This window comes from Fictibacillus halophilus (genome assembly GCF_016401385.1).
Lineage (GTDB): Bacteria > Bacillota > Bacilli > Bacillales > Fictibacillaceae > Fictibacillus > Fictibacillus halophilus.
In genome coordinates this window covers 1,998,601-2,019,267 of sequence record NZ_JAEACF010000001.1, presented here as the reverse complement: position 1 = coordinate 2,019,267, position 20,667 = coordinate 1,998,601, and the positions used below count along the sequence as shown (strand labels likewise).

21 protein-coding genes are annotated in these 20,667 nt (G+C 38.8%); 19 read left to right on the top strand and 2 right to left on the bottom strand.

Features of this window, described 5'->3' with window-relative positions:
* The first annotated feature begins 117 nt into the window (after positions 1-117).
* The 17 genes from I5J82_RS10595 to I5J82_RS10515 all read left to right on the top strand — a co-directional run bounded on the left by I5J82_RS10595 (position 118) and on the right by I5J82_RS10515 (position 16,521).
* Positions 118-2,238, top strand: coding sequence for an HD family phosphohydrolase (locus I5J82_RS10595; protein WP_198767828.1), 2,121 nt, complete (start codon positions 118-120; stop codon positions 2,236-2,238).
* Entirely contained in the window at positions 2,235-2,702 is a 468-nt protein-coding gene (gene ybeY / locus I5J82_RS10590) for an rRNA maturation RNase YbeY (protein ID WP_198767827.1), read from the top strand. Before I5J82_RS10595 ends, ybeY begins: the two co-directional genes overlap by 4 nt.
* Positions 2,699-3,085: a diacylglycerol kinase family protein gene (locus tag I5J82_RS10585; RefSeq protein WP_198767826.1), complete on the top strand. Its 387-nt coding sequence runs from the start codon at positions 2,699-2,701 to the stop codon at positions 3,083-3,085. The genes ybeY and I5J82_RS10585 overlap by 4 nt, the downstream gene beginning before the upstream one ends.
* A gap of 7 nt (positions 3,086-3,092) precedes the next feature.
* Entirely contained in the window at positions 3,093-3,491 is a 399-nt protein-coding gene (locus I5J82_RS10580) for a cytidine deaminase (RefSeq protein ID WP_198767825.1), read from the top strand.
* Positions 3,484-4,392, top strand: coding sequence for a GTPase Era (gene era, locus I5J82_RS10575; RefSeq protein WP_198767824.1), 909 nt, complete (start codon positions 3,484-3,486; stop codon positions 4,390-4,392). The genes I5J82_RS10580 and era overlap by 8 nt, the downstream gene beginning before the upstream one ends.
* 304 nt (positions 4,393-4,696) lie before the next feature.
* Positions 4,697-4,840, top strand: a complete 144-nt coding sequence (locus tag I5J82_RS10570) for a YqzL family protein (RefSeq protein WP_082861442.1) — start codon at positions 4,697-4,699, stop codon at positions 4,838-4,840.
* 45 nt (positions 4,841-4,885) lie between these two features.
* On the top strand, positions 4,886-5,629 hold the full coding sequence (gene recO, locus I5J82_RS10565; protein WP_198767823.1) for a DNA repair protein RecO: 744 nt from the start codon (positions 4,886-4,888) through the stop codon (positions 5,627-5,629).
* Between the two features lie 67 nt (positions 5,630-5,696).
* On the top strand, positions 5,697-6,380 hold the full coding sequence (gene ccpN / locus I5J82_RS10560) for a transcriptional regulator CcpN (RefSeq protein ID WP_233096457.1): 684 nt from the start codon (positions 5,697-5,699) through the stop codon (positions 6,378-6,380).
* 18 nt (positions 6,381-6,398) lie between these two features.
* Positions 6,399-7,214 carry a pyruvate, water dikinase regulatory protein gene (locus tag I5J82_RS10555; RefSeq protein ID WP_198767822.1) on the top strand — a complete coding sequence of 272 codons (816 nt, stop codon included), beginning with the start codon at positions 6,399-6,401 and terminating at the stop codon, positions 7,212-7,214.
* A gap of 185 nt (positions 7,215-7,399) precedes the next feature.
* Positions 7,400-7,867 (top strand): YaiI/YqxD family protein, encoded by a 468-nt coding sequence (locus I5J82_RS10550; protein ID WP_198767821.1) that lies wholly within the window; start codon positions 7,400-7,402, stop codon positions 7,865-7,867.
* A gap of 59 nt (positions 7,868-7,926) precedes the next feature.
* Entirely contained in the window at positions 7,927-9,735 is a 1,809-nt protein-coding gene (gene dnaG, locus I5J82_RS10545; protein WP_198767820.1) for a DNA primase, read from the top strand.
* A gap of 42 nt (positions 9,736-9,777) precedes the next feature.
* Positions 9,778-10,908, top strand: a complete 1,131-nt coding sequence (rpoD, locus tag I5J82_RS10540) for an RNA polymerase sigma factor RpoD (RefSeq protein ID WP_066396256.1) — start codon at positions 9,778-9,780, stop codon at positions 10,906-10,908.
* A 253-nt stretch (positions 10,909-11,161) separates the two neighbouring features.
* Positions 11,162-12,301, top strand: a complete 1,140-nt coding sequence (locus I5J82_RS10535; protein WP_198767819.1) for an acyl-CoA dehydrogenase family protein — start codon at positions 11,162-11,164, stop codon at positions 12,299-12,301.
* Between the two features lie 34 nt (positions 12,302-12,335).
* Entirely contained in the window at positions 12,336-13,949 is a 1,614-nt protein-coding gene (locus tag I5J82_RS10530; RefSeq protein WP_198767818.1) for an AMP-binding protein, read from the top strand.
* A 239-nt stretch (positions 13,950-14,188) separates the two neighbouring features.
* On the top strand, positions 14,189-14,533 hold the full coding sequence (gene cccA / locus I5J82_RS10525; RefSeq protein WP_144699011.1) for a cytochrome c550: 345 nt from the start codon (positions 14,189-14,191) through the stop codon (positions 14,531-14,533).
* 168 nt (positions 14,534-14,701) lie between these two features.
* Positions 14,702-15,403: a tRNA (adenine(22)-N(1))-methyltransferase gene (locus I5J82_RS10520; RefSeq protein WP_198767817.1), complete on the top strand. Its 702-nt coding sequence runs from the start codon at positions 14,702-14,704 to the stop codon at positions 15,401-15,403.
* Entirely contained in the window at positions 15,400-16,521 is a 1,122-nt protein-coding gene (locus tag I5J82_RS10515; RefSeq protein ID WP_198767816.1) for a Nif3-like dinuclear metal center hexameric protein, read from the top strand. Before I5J82_RS10520 ends, I5J82_RS10515 begins: the two co-directional genes overlap by 4 nt.
* A gap of 63 nt (positions 16,522-16,584) precedes the next feature.
* Here the strand turns inward: I5J82_RS10515 and I5J82_RS10510 are convergent, their stop codons facing one another.
* Both I5J82_RS10510 and vrrA read right to left on the bottom strand, forming a co-directional pair.
* Entirely contained in the window at positions 16,585-17,532 is a 948-nt protein-coding gene (locus I5J82_RS10510; RefSeq protein WP_198767815.1) for a 4-hydroxy-3-methylbut-2-enyl diphosphate reductase, read from the bottom strand.
* A gap of 118 nt (positions 17,533-17,650) precedes the next feature.
* Positions 17,651-18,277: a VrrA/YqfQ family protein gene (vrrA, locus tag I5J82_RS10505; RefSeq protein WP_198767814.1), complete on the bottom strand. Its 627-nt coding sequence runs from the start codon at positions 18,275-18,277 to the stop codon at positions 17,651-17,653.
* 175 nt (positions 18,278-18,452) lie between these two features.
* Here vrrA and I5J82_RS10500 point away from each other — a divergent pair, with 175 nt between their 5' ends.
* Positions 18,453-19,736 (top strand): DEAD/DEAH box helicase, encoded by a 1,284-nt coding sequence (locus I5J82_RS10500; RefSeq protein ID WP_198767813.1) that lies wholly within the window; start codon positions 18,453-18,455, stop codon positions 19,734-19,736.
* A gap of 23 nt (positions 19,737-19,759) precedes the next feature.
* Entirely contained in the window at positions 19,760-20,653 is an 894-nt protein-coding gene (locus tag I5J82_RS10495) for a deoxyribonuclease IV (RefSeq protein WP_198767812.1), read from the top strand.
* Positions 20,654-20,667: the final 14 nt, after the last annotated feature.

Genomic DNA, 20,667 nt, shown 5'->3' with positions numbered 1-20,667 from the left:
TAGTGGCAAATTGAATAAATAAGCCAATTAACTAAGCTTTTCTTTATGAGAAGTACCATAATTGACCAACTTTTGCTAAGATTAGAATAGGATGTACAGTTTAAGGAGTGGTAGCGTTTGGCCAATTTCAGGCATCTTTTGTCTAATTACTTTCGTTTGAGTGTAGCAACAGTATCCTTTATCGTTATGGGAATCATCCTGTTTTCCCTGTTAGTTAGCAACGTAACTCCTAATGTAGTGGATGTTAACGTTTATGAGCGTTCACCACGGGACATTCAATCACCGATCACGATCCCTTTAGAAGATCAGACAGAAGCCAGAAAGAAGCTTGCTGAAGAAAGTGTCAAGAATGAGTATACCTTTAATAAAGACCTCGCCTTAGTACAGGCAGAAGCATTAAAGGATTTATTAGATATCGTTATAACGATCACCGAATCTGAAGAAAAGAAGAAAAAGGAAGATGAGACTACTCTTACTTTAGAACAAAAAGTCATTCAATTAAAAGATTCGATCAATAAGTCTGATATATCAGATGAAACGTATATCGCACTCGCTGAAGCGAGTAAAGCAGAATTGAATAATGTGAAAAATTTAGCTCCTGATGTTGTAAATAAAGTGTTATCTGAGCCCGTAATGGTCGAAGAAGTCGAAGAAGCAAGAAGTGAAGCTATCCAGCTAATACGTGATAATAATCTCCCTTATTCTCTTCGAAATGCAACAGAAGAAATTACGAGAAGCTTTATCATCGCTAACAGAACGTTAGATACAGAGAAAACACGTCAAAAACGTAAAGAAGCGAGCGACAAAGTAGAAGAGGTTGTGATCAGAGAAGGGGAAGTTCTCGTGAAAAGCGGGGCAGTGATCACGCCTGAGATCTTTGATAGGCTCAAAAAAGTTGGATTATTAGATCAGGAAATGAAAACGTATCCTTATTACGGATTGTTTCTTTTTGTACTGATCGTGATGGCTGGTCTATATTATTTTATGAAAGAAGAGCGTGAGAAAGAGCATTTTCGAAAATATGTAACCATCTATGCGCTATTGTTCACCTTAACACTCGTTGTGATGAAAGTGCTGAGTGTTAGTACAGAACTTGGTCTGATGAGTCTCATGTATGCTGTACCTGTTGCGGCAGGTGCGATGATGATCAAGATGTTGTTCAACGAAGAGCTTGCAGTCGTTTCTACCATTATCTTTGCATTTAGTGCTGCATTGATCTTCAACGAACAAACAGCCGGAAATTTTAACTTTATCATGAGTATGTATGTTTTATTTAACGGTATTTCAGGTATCGTGTTTTTAGGAAAGACACAACAACGTTCGAAAATCTTGCAAGCTGGATTTTTCGTTTCTTTTATAGCCATCCTAACCGTAGCGAGTGTCCTATTGCTGCAAAACGGAAAATTTACATCTCTGCAGATCGGTTTAGATCTTGGTTGTGCAGCTATATCAGGTTTTGTTTCAGCTGTGTTAACACTAGGCCTTCTTCCGGTCATAGAATCATCGTTTAACATTTTATCTGTGACAAAGTTAATCGAGCTCTCAAACCCTAACCATCCTATTCTAAGAAAAGTGCTCATGGAAGCCCCAGGGACGTATCATCATAGCATCATGGTCGCCAACCTTTCAGAAGCGGCATGTGAGTCTATAGGGGCTAATGGGCTACTAGCTAGAGTTGGATCCTATTACCACGATGTGGGAAAAACAAAAAGACCGCATTTTTTTATTGAAAATCAGATGAATATGGACAACCCGCATGATAAGATAGCACCACAGTTAAGTAAGACCATCATCACAGCTCACCCATATGATGGAGCTGATATGCTCAGGGCAGAAAAGATTCCGAAAGAGATTATCGATATCGCTGAACAGCACCATGGAACAACACTGTTAAAATTCTTTTATCATAAAGCAGCTCAACTATCAGACAAGGAAGTAGCAGAATCAGACTTCCGATATCCTGGCCCAAAAGCTCAAACAAAAGAAGTTGCGATCATCGGGATCTCTGATGCTGTAGAAGCGGCAGTTCGATCGCTGTCAAAACCTACACCAATTAAAATCGATGGAATCATTCGAAAAATTATTAACGACAGGCTAGAAGATGGTCAGTTCGATGAATGTGATATTACGCTAAAAGAATTAGACATAGTTGCAAAAACGCTTACAGAAACGTTAAAGGGAATTTTTCATTCCCGAATTGAGTATCCAGAAGAAACAAAAAAGGTGGAAAAACAATGATGCTACATGTAGAGTATTTGAACGAAATCGATGAAAACAGCTCTGAATTTCAAGAGCTATTAAGCAAAGTTCTTGAAAAAGCAGCAGAGATGGAGAAAACAGGTCAAGCGGAAGTATCTGTAACGATCGTGACAAAAGAGCGAATTCAGGAAATAAACAAAGAATACAGACAAAAAGATAGTGTGACGGATGTTATTTCTTTTGCTATGGAAGAAATGGGTGAAGATGAGACAGAGATCATCGGTGGAGAAGAGACAAGGTTCTTAGGGGATATAATCATCTGTCTTGATGTTGCCAAGGAGCAAGCAGCAGAATACGGACACTCTCTAGACAGAGAGATGGGTTTTCTTGCGGTTCACGGCTTCTTGCATTTGTTAGGTTATGATCATATGAACGATGAAGATGAAAAAAGAATGTTTGGCAGACAAGAAGAGATTCTGGAGCAATATGGTCTGAAAAGATGATCGATTGGAAAAAGTTGTTCTCAAGTTTTGGCTTTGCTTTTAAAGGAATAATTGCAACTTTTAAATCGGAACAAAATTTTAAAATCCACACCTTTATGAGTGTAATCGTGATTATTATCGCGATTGCACTTGATTTTTCTAAAGAAAGATTTGTCCTATTATTCATTGTAATCGGAGTCGTATTAGCACTTGAACTTATAAACACTGCAATCGAGAGTACGGTGGATCTTATAACAGAGAATAAACACCCACTCGCAAAGAAGGCAAAAGATGCTGCTGCAGGTGCAGTTTTGGTTTTTTCAATATTTGCTGTTATAATCGGTATACTGCTATTTATTGAACCGCTGATAGATAGTATGAAGCTATTTTTGTTAAGAAGGTGAAAGAGTAATGAATAAAGAACAATTGATGGATCAAGCGAAAATCGCACGTGAAAAGGCTTACGTACCTTACTCGAAGTTTCAAGTAGGTGCAGCTCTTCTTACGGCTGATGGTAAAGTATATAACGGAGCGAATATTGAGAACGCTGCGTACAGTTTAACGTGCTGTGCTGAACGTACCGCGTTATTTAAAGCGTATACAGAAGGTGACACGAAGTTCAGTGCAATTGCAGTTGTAGCAGATACGAAGCGTCCTGTACCTCCTTGTGGGGCATGCCGACAAGTTATCTCTGAATTATGTCCGCCAGAAATGCCTGTTTATCTAACGAACCTTAAAGGTGATGTACAGGAGATCTTAGTAAAAGATTTATTGCCTGGAGCATTTTCACCGGAGGATCTAAATGACTAAAGAAGGCTATAAATCTGGTTTTGTTACGATTATCGGGAGACCTAATGTAGGTAAATCCACACTCTTAAACAAAGTGATCGGACAGAAAATCGCCATAATGAGTGACAAGCCTCAAACAACAAGAAATAAGATTCAAGCGGTTTATACAACAGAAGAATCTCAAGTCATCTTTATTGATACACCAGGTATTCATAAACCGAAGCACAAGCTAGGCGATTTTATGACAAGAACGGCACAGCAAACGTTAAATGAAGTCGACCTTATCCTGTTCGTTATAAATGCAGAAGAAGGGTATGGCCGTGGTGATCAGTTCATTATCGACAGACTTCAAAATGTGAAGAATCCTGTTTTTCTAGTTATCAATAAAATCGATAAAGTACATCCTGATCAATTGTTGCCGCTTATTGATATGTATAGAAATAAATTAGACGTTGCTGAAGTTGTGCCGATCTCTGCACTTAACGGAAACAATGTGGACACACTTCTAGAACAGATCGTTTCCTACATGGAAGAGGGGCCGCAATTTTACCCTGAAGACCAAGTAACTGATCATCCGGAGCGTTTTATAACGGCAGAATTAATCCGCGAGAAAGTTCTACACCTTACTCGTGAAGAAATTCCTCATTCCGTTGCAGTAGTGATTGAAGAGATGAAAGAACGAGAAGAAAAGAACGTCGTGTTTGTGAACGCAACAATCATCGTAGAACGATCGTCTCAAAAAGGAATCATTATCGGGAAACAAGGAAAGATGCTAAAAGAGATCGGTAAAAGAGCAAGAGCAGACATCGAAACGCTCTTAGGATCGCGTGTCTTCTTAGAATTGTACGTAAAAGTACAAAACGACTGGAGAAACCGCCAAAAGCAGCTAACCGAGTTCGGTTTTAACGAGGATGAGTATTAATTTTTTACTAAAGTTTATACTTAAGCATTTCTAAGTTTGTCATTATTGCATGGTTGATTGGAATGCAGGATGCGAGACTCCTGCGGGACGAGTGGGACAGGTGAGACCCCTCAAGGCGCGTAGCGGCGAGGGGGCTCACCGCCCGCCCCGCGGAAAGCGAGTATCCGGAATGTAAATCAACCACTTTCAATTTGGCGAATACATCTAAAGTAAAAAACTGTTAAAATTTCCTTGACATGAAATAAACAATTAAGGTGAACCTAGTTATTACAGGAGAAAAAACAAATAGAAAGGTGTGTCCAACATGAAAGAATTTACTTGGAAAGTATTCTGTGAAACGGGCAGTATTGATACCTATTTGTTATACAAAGAGCTAGACCATGAAATAACAGCACTATCAGCAGTTATTCCTTATGAAGAGTCTCTTGAGGAACCTCCATTTCATTAATAAGTAACTACGGTGCCTCCTTGATTGAGAGGGTGGTGATTTACCTTGCTTTATAAAGTGGAAGGAATCGTCATTAAAACCGTTCCGTATGGTGAATCCAATACGATCATCACTTTGTATACAAAAGAATTTGGGAAAGTAGGCGTAATGGCAAGGGGAGCCAAAAAACCCAAAAGCCGCTTTACTTCCATTACGCAACTTTTTACATACGGAATTTTTGTTTTTCAAAAAGGTAGAGGGCTTGGAACTTTACAACAAGGTGAAGCGTTATCCTCTTTTAGAAAAATAAGAGAAGATCTGGTTAAGACAGCTTATGCTGCTTATTTAGCAGAACTATTAGATAGAAATACTTCTGAGGGTGATCTTAAACCGGACCTTTACGGATGGATCAAACAATCTTTAGAATATATCAATCATGGTATAGATCCCGAGGTTATAACCTTTTTATTCGAAATGAAAATTATGAAAATATCCGGAATCGTACCTGAACTAAGTAAATGTGTTTCATGTCACTCAACGGAAGGCGATTTTTCTTTCTCGATTAGAGAGGGAGGTTTCCTCTGCGAAAGGTGTTCATACAAAGATCCTTACAGGATGCAGATTTCAAGAGGTTCAGTAAAGCTGCTCCATATGTTCTATCACCTAGATCTTGCTAGGCTCGGAAACGTTTCTTTAAAAAAAGAAACGAAAAGGGAGCTTCGAATGTTATTTGACGCCTACATGGACGAATATTCAGGAGTATTTCTTAAATCCAAGAAATTTCTGAAACAATTAGATGATTTATCGTGAAAAACTGTGAAGCTTTCATTCTTTACAGTTTTTTTAGTTCGCTTTCTCACACAAATAGGTTATAATAATGAGAATAAGTATAACACATTGGATGCGGCAAAAGGTGGTGTACACGATCGAACTTAATAAGAGGCAGCAAAAAATCATTGAAATTGTTAAAGATAACGGACCTATTACAGGAGAACAAATCGCAGATCAACTAGATCTCACAAGAGCAACACTCAGACCTGATCTTGCTATTCTAACGATGGCAGGTTATTTAGATGCAAGGCCAAGAGTCGGTTATTTTTATACGGGGAAGACAGGTTCTCAGCTCCTAACGGAAAAAATAAAGAAGATTAAAGTTGCTGAATTCACATCGATGCCTGTTGTCGTACAAGATTCTGCGACGGTTTATGAAGCTATCTGTACGATGTTTTTGGAGGATGTTGGAACTTTATTTATCATTAATAAGAACGGACATCTTGCTGGCGTAGCTTCACGAAAAGACTTATTAAGAGCAAGTATGGGAAAACAAGAGATTAACAGTATCCCGATCAACATTATTATGACAAGAATGCCTAATATCACATATTGCTTTAAAGAGGATTTTCTACTAGATATCGCACACATTCTGATCCGGAAACAAATCGATTGTCTTCCGGTAGTTAAACGCTCAGAGGATGAGAGTGGCTTTGATGTGGTTGGAAGGATTACGAAGACGAATATTACAAAAGCTTTTGTAGAACTAGCACATGACGAATTACTATAATTGAATGGGGAGGCCAACATGACAGGACGTCCTATCGTATATGTCGTATCCGATTCAGTCGGAGAAACGGCAGAGTTGGTTGTTAAAGCGGCGGCGAGCCAATTTAATTCAAACGGAATAGAGATTAAGAGAGTTCCCTATGTGGAAGATAAAGAGACGATTGATGAAGTCATCTCATTAGCGAAGGATCACAACGGGATCATTGCGTTTACACTTGTCGTGCCTGAAATAAGCGAGTACGTTGCTAAGCAGGCTGCGTTGTACAACATCCCTACAGTTGACATCATGGGTCCGATTATGAATCAGCTGCAATCTCGGCTGAATCAAGTTCCGAGATATGAACCCGGAGTCGTGCATAAACTTGATGATGATTACTTTCGAAAAGTAGAAGCTATTGAGTTTGCCGTTAAATATGACGATGGCAGAGATCCTAGAGGAATATTGAAAGCAGATGTTGTTTTAATCGGTGTTTCAAGAACTTCAAAAACACCACTTTCACAATACTTAGCACATAAACGTTTAAAGGTCGCGAATGTACCTATTGTTCCAGAAGTAGAACCACCAGAAGAATTGTTTAAAGTTTCACCTAACAAATGCTTCGGTCTTAAGATAACGCCTGAGAAATTAAACGATATACGTAGAGAACGTTTAAAAGCGCTTGGTTTAAACTCTGAAGCGAACTACGCAAACATGGAAAGAATCAAGCACGAGCTTGTCTACTTTAACAAAATCGTTGATCAGATTGGATGCAGAGTGGTTGAGGTCTCAAATAAGGCTGTCGAAGAATCAGCAAATGTGATCTACAATTTGTTCCAAGGTAAGTCTTATAAATAAAGCGCAAATGATTGCGCTTTTTTATTTTCATCATTTTACTGGTAAAACCGAGAGAGTTTTATTATAATATTACATTGTGATTAAATTTTATAAGTTTGTCAAAAATAGTGATAAATTGAGTATGCTAATTTTATGCAAATGCTCTCATATGAAGGAGAATCACTGTAAAAGTAGAACATAAGTATATGGAAAAATTAATTGGTAATGTATTCGTAGATGCAGATGCTTGTCCTGTAGTGATAAAGGAAGAAATCTTTAAGTTCTCCAGGATGTTTGATTTTGAGCCCATATTTGTCACATCTTATGCTCACGCAAGCAGCACTGACCAGCCTGGGCACTGGATTTTGGTAGATGCAAGTCCTGAAGAAGTTGATCTTTATATACATAATCATTCGAAGAAAAATGATCTTGTTGTAACTCAAGATCATGCCCTCGCAAGTCTTCTTCTTTCAAAAGGGGTTTACGTTATCACCCCAAGGGGGAAACAGTTTCAAGAGAATGAAATGGAGCAAGTTCTTCATGAACGCTACATGTCTGCAAAAGCTAGACGTTCTGGCAAGCATTCAAAAGGACCTGCAAAATTTAAAAAAGAGGACACAGAAAGATTCTGCACAGTTTTTTGCGAAATCCTGTCGAATGTTGAAGGAAAATAACATTGTGCCACGAATATATATCTAGTGTCTAAAAGAAACAGAGATTCTGTGGTGGTAATATGGAACGTATACCTGAGGATTTAATAGAGAAGGTCAGGTCATCAAGCGATATAGTTGACGTGATCAGCGATTATGTACCTCTTAAGAAACAAGGCAGAAATTATTTTGGTCTATGTCCTTTTCACGGGGAAAAATCGCCATCCTTTTCTGTCTCACCTGAAAAACAGATTTACCATTGTTTCGGTTGTGGAGCAGGAGGCAATGTTTTTTCTTTTTTGATGAACATTGAAGGATACTCTTTTATTGAAGCTGTTACGCAGCTTGGGAAGAAAAGTGACATCGAACTTCCTCAAATTCATCAGCAAAACTTCTCCGAAAAAAGCTCTGACGAGAAAAAAGCGATGACTGAGATTCATGAGTTGTTGGCTAAATTGTATCATCACTGCTTACTTCACACAAAACAAGGAAGGCCAGCATTAGAGTATTTGGAGAAAAGGGGATTCACAAGAGAATCCATAGAGCGGTTCCAAATTGGTTTTGCCCCAGATTCTTGGGAGACCGCATCACAATTTCTCCAAAAGCGAGGAATGGATTTACACATCGCTGAAAAAGTTGGGTTGATTGGAAAGAGACAATCTGATGGAAAACCGTATGATCGATTTAGAAATCGAGTCATGTTTCCGATTTGGGATCGTACGGGTGCGGTTGTAGCTTTTGGCGGCCGGGTTTTAGACGGAAAGGACGAGCCGAAGTATCTTAACAGTCCAGAGTCGAAGATCTTCCAAAAAGGAAGAACTCTTTATGGATTAAACCTTGCACGTGCTGAGATGAGGCAGAAACAACATGCTGTCATCTTTGAGGGTTATGTTGATACAATTGCTGCCTATAGAGCAGGAGTTACAAATGGTGTTGCTTCATTAGGTACTTCGTTAACGGAGGATCATGCAGCCATTCTGAAACGAAATGTTCAATCTGTCACAATCTGCTATGACTCTGACCGAGCAGGTGTTGAAGCTGCGTTTCGAGCTTCAGAAATTTTAACAAAACAAGGCTGTACCGTGAAAATTTCACAGATGCCTGACGGAATGGACCCCGATGACTATATTTCGCAATTTGGAAACGATTCGTTTTTAAAAGATATAATAGGGGCTAGCCTAACTGTGATGGCATTTAAAATACAATATTACAGACGCGGTAAAAACCTTCGAGATGAAGGAGAACGGATGATCTATATCGAAGAGATTATCCAAGAAATTGCTCGTCTGCCAAAAGCGGTTGAACGAGATCATTATCTCCGACAGATCGCTTCTGAATTTAATCTGTCATTAGATGCTCTTAAACAACAGCAGACACAGACTTTCAAGCAACTGCAAAGGTCTAAGGATAACGGCCCTAAAAAGCGGGATAATAATTTTAGAATACAAACACTTTTGCAAAAGTCATTGTTGCCGAGAAATCTGAATGCTGAACGTATTGTTCTTGCTCATATGTTAAAAAGTGAGGAAGCCGCTTTCTTAATTCAAGAAAAGTTGGATTCAGGCTTTAATGTTGAAGAACATAATGCGATTGCTGCATACTTATATGCCTTTTATGAAGAAGGAAATAAACCCAATGTAGGGTTGTTCATGCAGCGTATCGATGATGACAAATTAAGAAAGTTAGCTTCAGAATTGGCGATGCTTACAATCAGTGAAGAGCTGAATGAAATAGAGCTCGCAGATTATATTCGTATTATTTCTAGCTATCCTTTATTGCGAGAGATACAAGAAAAAGAAAAGCAGCAAGAAGACGCAATAAGAAGGAATGAAATAAAACTGGCAGCCCAAATTGCCCAAGAAATTATGAGAATGAAAAGATCTCTTAAATAATCGGGATGTAGGATGGTTGAAGTTTTGGAAGGAGGGGATCGAATGGCTGAGAAACCAAACCGTCAAGGAACGGAAGGCGAATTAACCATCGATCAAGTTAAAGAACAATTAGTTGAGGCCGGTAAAAAGCGAGGACGGCTAACATATACTGAAATCACAAGTAAGCTGGCACCTTTTGAACAAGATTCTGATCAAATGGACGAGTTCTATTCATACCTCGAAGAACAAGGTGTTGAAGTTGCTGAAGCGTCTGAAGATGCAGAAGACGAAGAAGATCCTAAGTTCGAAATGGAAAAAGAGGAAGAAGAATTCGATCTTAATGACTTAAGCGTACCACCAGGAGTTAAGATCAACGATCCGGTGCGTATGTATTTAAAAGAGATCGGACGTGTAGACTTACTTTCAGCAGATGAAGAGATCGAACTTGCTAAGCGTATTGAGAACGGTGATGAAGAAGCTAAACGCCGTCTTGCAGAAGCTAACTTACGATTGGTTGTAAGTATTGCAAAACGTTATGTTGGTCGTGGAATGCTGTTTCTTGATCTTATCCAAGAAGGTAACATGGGATTGATCAAAGCTGTTGAAAAGTTCGACTATGATAAAGGATTTAAATTTAGTACGTATGCGACTTGGTGGATTCGTCAGGCGATCACTCGTGCTATTGCTGACCAAGCTCGTACGATTCGTATTCCCGTTCATATGGTTGAGACGATTAATAAACTGATTCGTGTTCAACGTCAGCTACTTCAAGATCTTGGGCGTGAACCATCACCTGAAGAAATCGGTGCTGAAATGGAATTAACGCCTGAGAAGGTTCGTGAAATCCTGAAGATTGCTCAAGAACCAGTCTCTTTAGAAACACCTATTGGTGAGGAAGACGATTCTCATCTTGGTGATTTTATTGAAGATCAGGATGCATTAGCCCCTTCAGAAGCTGCTGCCTATGAACTATTGAAAGAACAGCTTGAAGATGTTCTAGATACCCTAACTGACCGAGAAGAAAATGTTCTTCGTCTGCGTTTCGGACTTGATGACGGACGAACTCGCACCCTTGAAGAAGTTGGTAAAGTATTTGGCGTAACTCGTGAACGTATTCGTCAGATTGAAGCTAAAGCACTCCGTAAACTCCGCCATCCAAGTAGAAGTAAACGATTAAAAGACTTTTTAGAATAGAAAGTTTGCCCAACTCTGGGCAAGCTTTTTTTATTTCTTTTATTTTACTTATTATTCCACTTCAATGCAAACTCACCAAAAACTCATTTTGCACTTGCTTTTTCTACGAAATTCTATTTGTTGCTTGCTTATTCTACTTTATATTAAATTAAAAATTCTTTAAATCTTGTAAAAATTCAGCCTTTATATCTATAATAAATATGTAAGCGCATACAAATAACAGCGTAAATTTATTAAAGGGTGGGATGCAACCATGAATTTTACATTAACAGAAGAGCAGTTGATGATTCAAAAAATGATGAAAGAATTTGCAGATGAAGTGGTAGCACCGGGAGCTGAAGCAAGAGATAAAAATAAAGAATTCCCGGTAGAGATTTTTCAAAAGCTTTCTAAATTAGGAATGATGGGTCTGCCTTTTCCCGAAGAATATGGTGGAGGCGGAGCTGATACAATAAGTTTTGCCATTGCTGTAGAAGAACTGAGCCGCGCTTGTGGTTCTACTGGAATTACATATTCTGCACACGTATCTTTAGGTGGAGCTCCCTTAAACCTATTTGGCACTCACGAACAAAAAGAAAAATATCTAACACCAATCTGTACAGGTGACTCACTTGGAGCATTCGGATTAACAGAACCGAATGCAGGTTCTGATGCAGGTGGTACAGAAACAACAGCGAAAAACGAAAATGGTGAATGGTTCATTAATGGCTCTAAATGCTATATCACGAATGCGAGCTACGCCAAGCACTTAGCGTTAACCGCAATTACGAATAGAAATGGTAACGATAAAGAAATATCAGCAATTATCGTACCAACAGATGCAAAAGGATTCTCTGTTATTGATAATTACGAGAAAATGGGTCTTCACTCTTCAAATACGACTGAACTTTTTATGGAAGATGTGAGAGTGCCTGAAGAAAACCTTTTAGGAAAGCGCGGAGACGGCTTTAAACAGTTCCTGGTAACGTTGGATGGAGGAAGAATAGGTATTGGGGCTATGGCGGTTGGAATTGCACAGGCGGCCTATGAGAAGGCTCTAACCTATGCGAAAGAGCGGAAACAATTTGGAAGATCCATTTCGAAGTTTCAAGCGATTCAATTTAAACTTGCAGATATGGCAATGAAGATCGAACTTGCAAGATTAATGGTATACAAAGCGGCGTGGCTAAAAGATCAAGGTAAGAAGTTCTCAAAAGAAGCTTCCATGGCAAAATTATATGCATCAGAAGCATGTATGCAGATCTGTTCTGAATCCGTTCAAATTCATGGTGGTAACGGCTATATGAGAGATTATCATGTGGAACGTTACTTCAGAGACGCTAAACTTCTTGAGATTGGAGAAGGTACATCAGAAATTCAACGGATCGTTATTGCAAGAGAGATTGGCTGCTAACAATCGTTAAAAAGATTAAGTGATGGGGTGAATTATGGCTGAACTAATGAAAGTAACTGTAGGGGATTGTTTAAGGAAACAAGCGTTGAAACTTAAGGATCAAGAAGCTATGGTTTACAGTAAACTAGGAATTCGCTACACCTATCAAGAATTTTATGAATTAACGACAAAAGTTGCCAAAGGTCTGATGGCGATGGGCATTGAAAAAGGAGACCATATAGCTGTTTGGGCTACAAATGTACCTGAATGGCTGCTGCTTCAATTCGGGTCAGCCAGAGCTGGTGCCGTTTTAGTCACGGTCAATACGAATTATCAGTCATCTGAATTAGATTACTTGTTGAAGCAGTCTGATGCGAAAGCTTTATTCTTTATAGAATCATTTCGAACTACATCTTACAAAGATATGGTAGACTCCGTAAAAGATCGATTAGCGGAATTTCCTGTATTGAAACATTTTATTCAACTAGATGCTGAATCTTCGTCCTATGAGATTTTTTCCGATATGTTGGAAGCTGGGAATGTGATATCTGATGAAGATCTTCAAAGAAGAGAAGCATCTCTTCACTGTGATGATGTCATCAATATGCAGTACACGTCTGGAACTACAGGATTTCCAAAAGGAGTCATGCTAACGCATTACAATATTGTGAATAACGCGAGACAGATTGCGGAAAGCATGAACCTAACAAGTGCAGATCGATTGTGTATACCTGTTCCTTTCTTTCATTGTTTTGGATGTGTACTAGGTACCCTTGCAGCAGTTTCAGTCGGAGCTACGATGGTGCCAATCGTCCAATTTGATCCTCAGGAAGTTTTGGAAACGGTTCAAAACGAAAAGTGTACAGGATTACACGGAGTTCCGACAATGTTCATAGCGGAACTAAATCTTCCTAATTTTGATTCTTATGATTTAGGAACACTTCGTACAGGAATCATGGCAGGATCACCTTGTCCGATTGAAGTGATGAAGAAAGTGATTGAAAAGATGGGAATGTCAGAGATAACAATAGCTTATGGGCAAACAGAATCATCTCCTGTTATCACTCAAACGAGAACGGATGATCCGATCGAGCGGAGAGTAGAAACGGTTGGAAAGAAGCATTCTCAAGTAGAAGCAAAAGTGGTCAATCCTATAACAAATAAAGAAGTGAAACCTGGTGAACAAGGAGAACTTTGTACACGAGGTTACCACGTCATGAAAGGCTATTACAAGATGCCTGAAGCGACGAACGAAGCGATTGATTCGGAAGGATGGCTTCATACTGGAGACTTAGCCACTGTTGATAAAGAAGGCTACTTTAAAATCACAGGTCGCTTGAAAGATATGATCATCCGTGGCGGTGAGAACGTATATCCGAGAGAGGTTGAAGAATTCCTCTATTCACATCCTTCTATCCTTGATGTACAAGTAATCGGTGTCCCGGATAAAAAATTTGGAGAAAAAGTAGCGGCATGCATCCAGATAAAAGAAGGTCATTCACTTTCTGAAAATGAATTGAAGGCTTATTGTAGAGGAAAAATCTCGCACTTCAAGATTCCAGAATATTATCTCTTTCTTGATCAGTATCCGATGACTGCCTCTGGAAAAGTACAGAAATTTAAGCTTCGAGAACAAGCGATAGAGGCACTTTCAGTTATACATGAATAGCCACCAGTAGTGTGGCTTTTTTCTTTTTTGTACCTCTTCACATAAAGTGAATAACTGAATCTACAAAACTTAGGTAAAAAAGTTTAAAAAGTTAATGCTGTGACAAAACTGGGAAAAATAGAGTTTGTACTTCCCAAGTAAACGCTTTTACAGTACAATAGGTTATGGATTGTTTACTATACATATTAAGATTATCAAGATCACAACACATGTAGTGTACAGACGAAGGAGGAATTTGCATGAAACGTAATCCACTCATTCCTTTTGCCATTATTGGAGTTATTGGAATTGTTCTTATGCTTACAATGGGCGGATATGGTATCAACAAAATTCATACGGCTAGTGAAAATAAAGAAAAGGCTGCTATGGATCCGGAAGCTATTTTTAAACAAAACTGTTCTTCTTGTCATGGACAAAACCTTGAAGGTGCATCGGGACCAGCACTTGATAAGATTGGTGGCAAGTATAAGCCGGAAGAAATTGCTGATATTATCAAAAACGGTAAACCAGGTGGAATGCCAGCTGGTGTCGTAAAAGGTGAAGAAGCTAAAATACTAGTTGATTGGTTAGCAGAAAAAAAATAAAATAAGAAGAGCTTCTTGTTATTTATAACAAGAAGCTCTTTTCTTTGTATGATGTGATCGTAATTTCGTACTTTTCTAAAAGCTATATGTCTTTCTAGCTTTCTTTTACAATAAATGATTGAAGTTGCGAATACTAAAACGAATAAACTAATTGAAACGGTGATGAAAATGAATTCAGAAAAATTATCAAATCGACTCGAGCGAGTTGCTTCATACGTACCTGAAAACACAATATTAGCAGATATCGGATCTGACCACGCATATCTTCCTTGTTATCTAGGTCTAAAAAAAGTGATAAAAAAAGGAATTGCAGGAGAGATTACAGACGGCCCTTTTTTATCCGCTAAAGAACAGGTGGATTTAGATAAACTAAACGATGTGATCGAAGTAAGGAAAGGTGATGGACTTTCCGTGCTTAACCCAGACGAAGCAGAAGTTATCACCATTTGCGGCATGGGAGGTTCTTTAATCACTTCTATTCTTGAAAAAGGAAAGAATAAGTTAGGTCGTGCAAGACGTCTTATTCTTCAACCTAACATTGGATCAAGTACAGTCAGAAAGTGGCTTTTAAAAGAGAACTGGGTATTGATTGATGAAGAAATTTTAAAAGAAGATGGTAAGATTTACGAGATCCTTGTAGCTGAACGTTCAGGGGAACAACCTTATTCTGATCATAAAGAAGCGGAATTATTGTTTGGCCCATTCTTATTAAAAAATCAGAACGAAGCGTTTAAAGAAAAGTGGGCAGGGGAAGTCAAGCAATGGAATGCAATATTGACTCAAATGGAAAATAGTTCAGGAGCGACAGCAGAAGAAAAAAGAGAAGAACTAAGAAGAAACATTAAATACGCAGAGGAGTGGATTTCTTGAGTAAATGTGCAAGCGGGCAATACATCATTTCTTTATTAGAAAGTTTCGCACCTAAAAAGATGGCTGTAGAAGGAGATCCTATCGGCTTGCAAGTAGGTTCATTGAACAAACCTATAAAAAAGGTGATGATCGCCCTCGATGTATTAGAAAGTGTAGTGGATGAAGCGATTGAAGGAAAAGTTGATCTGATTATTGCACATCACCCTTTGCTTTACCGTCCGTTGAAAAAAATTGATATCGGCACATCTAAGGGCAAAGTTATCGAAAAGTTAATAAAGAACGATATAACGGTTTATGCTGCACACACGAACTTAGATGTTACTTCGCTAGGGGTTAATGAATGGCTGGCAGATCAATTGCAATTAACGAGCACCGAAGTATTATCAACAACATATGAAGATAAACTCGTAAAATTATCTGTGTTTGTACCTCGAACACATGAAGAACAAGTCAGGTTTGCCATCGGTAATGCTGGAGCAGGTCATATCGGAAATTACAGTCATTGTTCGTTCTCTAGTGATGGGACCGGTACCTTTACCCCATTAGAAGGAACCACGCCATATATAGGGAAACAAGGGCAATTGGAGAAAGTAGAAGAAGTGAAGATCGAATCAATCATGCCAGAATCTATTCAAAAAGTTGTTGTTTCGGCAATGAAAAAAGCACACCCGTATGAAGAAGTGGCGTTTGACCTCTATCCGCTTTTGAATAAGGGGAAAGAGCTCGGGATTGGAAAGATTGGTAAGCTTTCTAATGAAATGACCCTTCACGAATTTGTAGATCATGTAAAAAAAGCTTTTGGATTATCAAATCTTCGCGTTATTCAAGGTAAAAATTCTATAATAAAAAAAGTTGCTGTCGTCGGAGGCGATGGTAACAAATACATCTATCCAGCTCTACATAAAGGAGCAGATGTATTAGTAACAGGCGACATCTATTACCACAATGCACATGATGCTCAAGAAGAAGGTTTAACAATCGTGGATGCGGGCCATCATATTGAACAGATTATGAAGAGTAAGCTCAAGGAATTACTTGAACAGAAACTGAAAAATAATAAGTATGAGACTGCTGTTGTAGAATCAAACATCATTACAGATCCTTTTACTTTTATGTAGAATAGAGTTAAAATCCATACACTTACAAAAAAAGAACAGCTGGAAATACCCAGCTGTTCTTTTTTATGACTTCTTCTCTTTTACTTTTGGAAGTATGCGATTAAGTGTTACCTTACGCTCTTTTTTCCAGGTTTCTTCATTTTGGTCATCATAGTTTTTAAGGAAATCGATAACTTCTTTCGTTATTGGTGTTGGTGTAGAAGCACCAGAAGTAATTCCTACCTTCTTTACGCCTTCTAACCAACTAAGTTCGATTTCAGATACATCAGAGATTCTGTATGCTGTTGTTCCTGCAATCTCTTCTGAAACTTGAGCTAACCGATTTGAGTTATTGCTTCTAGGATCTCCAACTACAAGTACCAGGTCACAATCACCTGCTTGATTTGCAACAGCTTCTTGCCTGACTTGAGTTGCCAAACAGATCTCTTTATGAACTTCAGCAGAAGGATATCTCATAAGCAGTCTCTTAATGAGTTCAGCTACATCCCATTGACTCATCGTCGTTTGATTTGTAATGAGAATCTTTTCACTGTTCACGTTTAGTGAATCTAAATCATCGGTATTTTCAACCAGGTGTACGATATGAGGTGCGATTCCGATCGCGCCTTCTGGTTCAGGGTGACCCTTCTTACCGATATAGATGATCTCATATCCTTCTTTCTCTTTCTCGCGGATAAGGTCATGCGTTTTTGTAACATCAGGACATGTAGCATCGATCTCATATAAGCCCTTTTCATGGGCAATCCGTCTCACTTCTGGTGAAACACCATGAGCCGTATAGATAACCGTGCCTGATTCAATGTTCTTAATAATTTCAAGTCTGTTAGCTCCATCAAGTGTAATGATTCCTTCATCTTCAAAGGCATCTGTCACATGTTTGTTGTGAACGATCATACCTAGTATATAGATGGGTCTAGGCAATGTCGGATCATTCGCTGCTTGGCGTGCCATAACCATAGCGTCCACTACGCCATAACAATATCCTCGTGGAGATATTTTAACGATTTCCATATTGGATCTCTCCTTTATTTCATATAAAAGACAGCACAGAGATCTATGCTGTCTTGGGAGATTTACTTCTGTATGTGTTTATTATAAAGGAGAGACCATAAGAACTCAAACACTATACTCATACATATAGTTTCGGCCCGGATAGGTGGTAGCCTTTAGGTACGTTTGTTTTAGGTGCAGCTGGTACCGCTTTTGTAGCAGTTGAAGTTTTTTTAATCATTGGTGATGCCTCGGCCTGTGTGGATGTCTTTGTAGACTTAGGACCAGCCACAATCACCTTTTCTTCCGTTTCAGTTTTTCTTTTTTCTTTCTTTTCATTTTTCTTTACTACATTTTTCTTAGCATCGTTTTTCTCATTCGTTTCAGTCGCTTGTTCTGTGTTTTCCGGTTTTTCGGAGGTATCTGCCTCAGTATCATTTTCTGCCTTTGAGCTCGAACCGCTTTGGAAATCTTTAAGAGCTGTCATGATGGAAGGCAGATTTCTCATTGCAGGACCATATTGTTTGATCATAGGTCCCATCGTCTCAGCGACTTTTAAGACCTTTTGCACGTTGTTCAACATCGTAAACACACTTGTTCCACCTGTAATACTTCCACCGCTGCCAATCGTCCCCAAGAATCTGTCGACAGAACCCATCTGACGCGGCATACCATTCATCCCATTCATGTTTTGAAGATAAGGATTTACTTGAAAGGGCTGCATGGGATGCTGAGGTTGATTTGGATATCTATAAAAAGGCTGCATAATTCCCCCTCCTTTCCAAAATAATACGCTCATATATAGAATATGAAATTAGAAAAACATGTGTGATATTTATCCCTGTTTTCTTATTAATCTTCAGGATGGTTGGCTTAAATGCATAACTTACTCTATAATACTAAAAGTGAAGAATTTATATTTGAAAAGAAAAGGTGAGCGTATGAAATCTCCGTTTGAACGGTTAAAAATAAACGAATCGCTCCAGACTGCTTTAAGCAGTATTGGATTTGAAAGACCAACTGATATTCAAGAGCGTGTTATTCCTGGAATTATTAACGGACAAGACATGATCGGACAATCACAGACAGGTTCAGGAAAGACATTTGCGTTCCTGCTACCATTGATGCATAGAATAGATATCAAAAAAGACGAGGTACAAGCTGTGATTACAGCTCCTACTCGTGAATTAGCACAGCAAATTTATAATGAGTTTCTAAAGATTTCTGAGCATATGCCTGAGGATAAGCAAATCCGTGCAAAAGCGATTGTTGGTGGAACAGATAGAAAACGAATGGCTGAAAAATTAAAAACAGTTCCTCAATTAGTGATCGGTACTCCTGGTCGTATTAAAGACTTAGTAAACGCTCAAGAGCTAGTTGTCTTCACAGCGAACATGCTCGTAGTTGATGAAGCCGATCAGATGCTCGATATGGGCTTTATTGAAGATGTAGATTTAATCGCTTCACGTATGGCTAACGAACTTCAGATGATGGTGTTCTCTGCGACAGTTCCAGAAAAGCTGCAGCCATTCTTGAAAAAATATATGCAGAATCCTAAACACGTTCATGTTGAACCTCAACATATTACAGCAAAAGACATCAAGCATGTTCTCATTCAAACAAAACATAATGACAAACTTCCGACTCTGATCAAAACTGCAAGAAATTATAATCCATATTTTGCGATTATATTTGCTAACACAAAAAAAGCAGTCGATGAGATTGCAGATGCTATGAGTGCTGAAGGAATGAGTGTTGAACGTCTTCATGGTGACATTCCGCCTCGTACAAGAAAGAACATCATGAAACGCGTTCAAAAAGCGGAGTTTCAGTTCTTAGTGGCAACTGACCTTGCAGCTCGAGGCATTGACATCAAAGGTGTCAGCCACATCATCAACTATGAGTTTCCGAAAGATCTAGATTTTTACGTGCATAGAGCAGGAAGAACGGGTCGTGCAGGAATGTCAGGAATCTGTGCATCTCTTTATGAGCAAACAGATCAGCATTCTGTTCAAAAATTAAAAGAGAAAAAGATTGTTTTTCACATCGAACAATATAAGAACGGTGAATGGGTACCTGTGAAGCCGAGCAAGAAAAGTACAGGTGCAAAAGAGCAGGATGGCGTTTATGTACCAAAACCGCGTAAAGTAAAGCCTGGTTATAAGAAGAAAATGGACGAGCAGAAAAAGAAACTAATGAAGAAGAAAAGAAGAAACATCAGATAGTAGGTTAGGGAAGAGGGGAAAATATGATTAAACTAGGATCTCACGTTTCAATGAGCGGTAAAAAAATGCTTCTCGCTGCAAGTGAAGAAGCTGTTTCATATGGTGCCAACACATTTATGATCTATACAGGTGCACCCCAAAACACGAGACGAAAAAAAATTGAAGACCTTAATATCGAAGCAGGAACGAAACACATGATCGAGAACGGAATCGTTGATATTGTCGTTCACGCACCGTATATCATCAATATCGGAAATGCTGTAAAACCTGAAACCTTCGAGCTAGGAGTCGATTTCTTAAGAAGAGAGATCGAACGAACTGATGCACTGGGTGCAAAACAGATCGTACTTCATCCCGGAGCACATGTTGGAGAAGGTTCCGAGATTGGGATTAAAAAAATCATCGAAGGTCTTAATGAAGTATTAACAAAAGAACAGAATGTTCAAATCGCACTAGAGACAATGGCAGGTAAAGGTTCTGAATGCGGCAAGACATTTGAAGAACTTGCACAGATTATTGATGGTGTAACGCTGAACGAAAAACTTTCTGTTTGCTTTGATACGTGTCATACACATGATGCGGGTTATGATATCGTTAATGATTTTGATGGAGTAATGAACCAGTTCGATAAAGTGATCGGAATGGATCGTATAAAAGTTTTTCATATTAATGACAGCAAAAACGTAACGGGAGCTGCTAAAGACCGACATGAAAACATTGGCTTTGGACATATTGGCTTCGATGCCTTAAATTACATCGTTCATCACGAGCAGTTTAAGGATATACCGAAAATTCTTGAAACACCTTATGTAGGTACTGATAAAAACAACAAAAGACCTCCATATAAATTAGAGATCGAGATGCTCAAAGCAAAAGTGTTCGATCCAGAACTTCAGAACAAGTTATTGAACGCATAATGTTGAATAATTCT

Bases quoted from the DNA above. Each gene is read 5' to 3' on its own strand.
- ybeY (WP_198767827.1), top strand. From the start codon at position 2,235: ATGATGCTACATGTAGAGTATTTGAACGAAATCGATGAAAACAGCTCT.
- I5J82_RS10585 (WP_198767826.1), top strand. From the start codon at position 2,699: ATGATCGATTGGAAAAAGTTGTTCTCAAGTTTTGGCTTTGCTTTTAAA.
- I5J82_RS10580 (WP_198767825.1), top strand. From the start codon at position 3,093: ATGAATAAAGAACAATTGATGGATCAAGCGAAAATCGCACGTGAAAAG.
- era (WP_198767824.1), top strand. From the start codon at position 3,484: ATGACTAAAGAAGGCTATAAATCTGGTTTTGTTACGATTATCGGGAGA.
- I5J82_RS10570 (WP_082861442.1), top strand. From the start codon at position 4,697: ATGAAAGAATTTACTTGGAAAGTATTCTGTGAAACGGGCAGTATTGAT.
- ccpN (WP_233096457.1), top strand. From the start codon at position 5,697: ATGAGAATAAGTATAACACATTGGATGCGGCAAAAGGTGGTGTACACG.
- I5J82_RS10555 (WP_198767822.1), top strand. From the start codon at position 6,399: ATGACAGGACGTCCTATCGTATATGTCGTATCCGATTCAGTCGGAGAA.
- I5J82_RS10550 (WP_198767821.1), top strand. From the start codon at position 7,400: ATGGAAAAATTAATTGGTAATGTATTCGTAGATGCAGATGCTTGTCCT.
- dnaG (WP_198767820.1), top strand. From the start codon at position 7,927: ATGGAACGTATACCTGAGGATTTAATAGAGAAGGTCAGGTCATCAAGC.
- rpoD (WP_066396256.1), top strand. From the start codon at position 9,778: ATGGCTGAGAAACCAAACCGTCAAGGAACGGAAGGCGAATTAACCATC.
- I5J82_RS10535 (WP_198767819.1), top strand. From the start codon at position 11,162: ATGAATTTTACATTAACAGAAGAGCAGTTGATGATTCAAAAAATGATG.
- I5J82_RS10530 (WP_198767818.1), top strand. From the start codon at position 12,336: ATGGCTGAACTAATGAAAGTAACTGTAGGGGATTGTTTAAGGAAACAA.
- cccA (WP_144699011.1), top strand. From the start codon at position 14,189: ATGAAACGTAATCCACTCATTCCTTTTGCCATTATTGGAGTTATTGGA.
- I5J82_RS10520 (WP_198767817.1), top strand. From the start codon at position 14,702: ATGAATTCAGAAAAATTATCAAATCGACTCGAGCGAGTTGCTTCATAC.
- I5J82_RS10510 (WP_198767815.1), bottom strand. From the start codon at position 17,532: ATGGAAATCGTTAAAATATCTCCACGAGGATATTGTTATGGCGTAGTG.
- vrrA (WP_198767814.1), bottom strand. From the start codon at position 18,277: ATGCAGCCTTTTTATAGATATCCAAATCAACCTCAGCATCCCATGCAG.
- I5J82_RS10500 (WP_198767813.1), top strand. From the start codon at position 18,453: ATGAAATCTCCGTTTGAACGGTTAAAAATAAACGAATCGCTCCAGACT.
- I5J82_RS10495 (WP_198767812.1), top strand. From the start codon at position 19,760: ATGATTAAACTAGGATCTCACGTTTCAATGAGCGGTAAAAAAATGCTT.